The organism is Shewanella sp. 11B5 (assembly GCF_002836795.1).
Lineage (GTDB): Bacteria > Pseudomonadota > Gammaproteobacteria > Enterobacterales > Shewanellaceae > Shewanella > Shewanella frigidimarina.
Genome location: NZ_PJAP01000895.1, coordinates 1 through 3,287, shown reverse-complemented (window position 1 = coordinate 3,287; position 3,287 = coordinate 1). Strand labels below are relative to the sequence as shown.

General features: G+C 40.9%; 1 protein-coding gene and 1 pseudogene. Both read left to right on the top strand.

All coding sequences use genetic code 11. The features are described from left to right. Positions 1-104, top strand: a pseudogene (locus tag CXF78_RS21675) (M23 family metallopeptidase); the annotation flags it as partial. 58 nt (positions 105-162) lie between these two features. Further along, positions 163-2,883 carry a preprotein translocase subunit SecA gene (gene secA, locus CXF78_RS17835; RefSeq protein WP_102037516.1) on the top strand — a complete coding sequence of 907 codons (2,721 nt, stop codon included), beginning with the start codon at positions 163-165 and terminating at the stop codon, positions 2,881-2,883. Positions 2,884-3,287 lie beyond the last annotated feature (404 nt).

Sequence of the window (3,287 nt, the reverse complement as noted above, 5' to 3'; positions counted from 1 at the left end):
TGGGAAGCACAGGCCGTTCAACTGGCCCCCATGTGCATTACGAAGTGCTGCGTGGTAAACAACAAATAGATCCACAGAAATACGTTTACCGCAAAGCAAGTTAATAATATTAACGGTTAATGCGCTCAAATGAGCCAAACCTACAACAGATAAGTGATTAAGATGTTAGGCAAACTACTGACAAAAGTATTCGGAAGTCGCAACGACCGCACCCTGAAAAACCTTGGAAAAATTGTTATTCAAATTAATGCATTAGAAGCTGATTACGAAAAGCTTTCTGATGAAGAACTCAAAGCAAAAACGGCAGAGTTCCGCACACGTTTAGAAAATGGTGAAACCTTAGATAACATCATGGCAGAAGCCTTTGCTGTTGTACGTGAAGCTTCAAAGCGTGTATTTGAGATGCGTCCGTTTGATGTTCAATTACTCGGCGGTATGGTTTTAGACAGCAATCGTATTGCGGAAATGCGAACCGGTGAAGGTAAAACCCTAACGGCAACTTTGCCAGCGTACCTTAACGGCATAACAGGAAAAGGTGTTCACATTATTACTGTGAACGATTACTTAGCAACACGTGATGCTGAGAATAACCGTCCACTGTTTGAGTTTTTAGGCTTAAGTGTCGGAATTAACATTGCTGGCTTAGGTTCATTCGAAAAGAAAGAAGCCTACAACGCAGATATTACTTACGGTACCAATAATGAATTCGGTTTTGACTACCTACGTGACAACATGGCGTTTTCTCCACAAGAGCGCGTTCAGCGACCATTACACTATGCTCTTATTGATGAAGTCGATTCAATTCTAATTGATGAAGCCCGTACACCATTGATTATTTCTGGTGCGGCAGAAGACAGCTCTGAACTATACGCCAAAATTAATTTATTGATCCCAAGCCTAATCGCTCAAGACAAAGAAGACACCGAAGACTATGTTGGTGAAGGTGACTATAGTATTGACGAAAAGGGCAAACAGGTTCATTTAACTGAACGTGGCCAAGAGAAAGTTGAACAGCTTTTAATTGAAAAAGGCATGTTAGCTGAAGGTGACTCGCTCTATTCTGCTACGAACATTTCGTTATTGCATCATGTTCATGCGGCACTTCGCGCACATACCTTGTTTGAAAAAGATATCGACTATATCGTACAAGACGATGAAGTGATTATTGTCGACGAACATACAGGCCGTACTATGCCTGGTCGTCGATGGTCAGAAGGCTTGCATCAAGCTGTCGAAGCCAAAGAGGGCGCTAAAATCCAGAATGAAAACCAAACTCTGGCTTCTATTACTTTCCAAAATTATTTCAGACAGTATGAAAAGCTTGCCGGTATGACAGGTACAGCAGATACCGAAGCATTCGAATTCCAACATATCTATGGTTTAGATACGGTTGTTGTTCCTACAAATCGCCCAATGGTTCGTAAAGATATGGCCGACTTGGTCTATCTTACTGCGCCAGAAAAATACGCTGCGATAATTAAAGATATTGAAGGTTGTCGTGAACGTGGCCAACCTGTATTAGTGGGTACTGTCTCTATTGAGCAATCAGAGCTACTTAACTCATTATTGAAAAAAGCCAATATTCCGCATAGCGTGCTTAATGCTAAATTCCATGAAAAAGAAGCTGAAATTGTTGCTCAAGCAGGTAGTTTAGGTGCTGTAACGATTGCAACTAATATGGCTGGCCGTGGTACAGATATCGTATTAGGCGGTAACTGGAACATGGAAATTGAAGCACTAGAAAATCCAACGGCAGAACAGAAAGCTAAGATTAAAGCTGACTGGAAAATACGTCATGATGAAGTGCTTGCTGCAGGTGGTTTGCATATTCTAGGTACAGAACGTCACGAATCCCGTCGTATCGATAATCAGTTACGCGGTCGTGCCGGTCGTCAAGGTGATGCCGGTTCTTCACGTTTTTACTTATCGATGGAAGATAGCTTAATGCGTATCTTCGCTTCAGATCGAGTATCTGGGATGATGAAAAAACTCGGTATGGAAGAGGGTGAGGCTATTGAGCATCCTTGGGTATCACGTGCTATTGAAAATGCTCAACGTAAAGTCGAAGCTCGTAACTTTGATATCCGTAAGCAATTACTCGAATACGATGATGTCGCTAACGATCAACGCCAAGTTGTCTATGCACAGCGTAACGAGTTAATGGATGCAGAAAGCATTCAAGACACTATTCAGAATATAGAACAAGATGTGATCAGTGGAATAGTCGATCAATATATCCCACCGCAATCACTTGAAGAACTTTGGGATGTACCGGGGCTTGAACAACGCCTTGGTAATGAATTTGGCCTAAAGCTAACAATCCAAAAATGGTTAGATCAAGATGATAATCTGCATGAAGAAACGTTGCGCGAACGGATTCTAACGTCATGGAGTGAATTATATAAAGCTAAAGAAGAAATGGTCGGTGCACAAGTATTACGTCAATTTGAAAAAGCGGTAATGCTACAAACACTCGATGGACTCTGGAAAGAGCACTTAGCTGCCATGGATCATTTACGCCAAGGTATTCATTTACGTGGTTATGCACAAAAAAATCCAAAGCAAGAATATAAGCGTGAATCGTTTGAATTATTCCAGCAATTACTTGAAACACTGAAAAATGACGTGATAAGTGTACTGTCTAAAGTGCAAGTTCAAGCGCAGTCAGATGTTGATGAAATGGAGCAGCGTCGCCGTGATGAAGAAGCAAAAATTAAATTGGCTTATCAACACGCATCAGTAGAAGCATTAAGTGATACTGGTGAGCAACAAATAGAAGCACCTAAAACAGTGATCCGTGAAGGTGAGAAGATAGGACGTAACGATCCATGTCCATGTGGTTCAGGTCAAAAGTACAAACAATGTCACGGTAAACTCAGTTAACCTTCGTTTATTATTGATGTTACATAAGAAAGGTAGCGATTATTCGCTACCTTTTTTATTTCTGGGATCATAAAACTTACAGCTAAATTAACCAATTGTGGATAACTTTGGGGGTAAATAGTGGGTATCATGTAGTTAAGTAGCCAAATGGATAAAAGATCATAAAAAGATCATTTTTTTGCACAAAAGCGCTTGCACTAAATCTTAAGCTGCCTATAATGCGCATCCACTGACACGGCATACAGCGAAAGCGAAAACCGGTTAGCGTTATTAACAGTCACTTAGTGGTGTTGATAACAGGCAAAAAGAAGTTTGAAAAAACACTTGACGCCATAAAGGGAATGCGTAGAATACGCAGCCCTGACCTACTGAAACGGTCAACGCTCTTTAACAATTTATCAAGT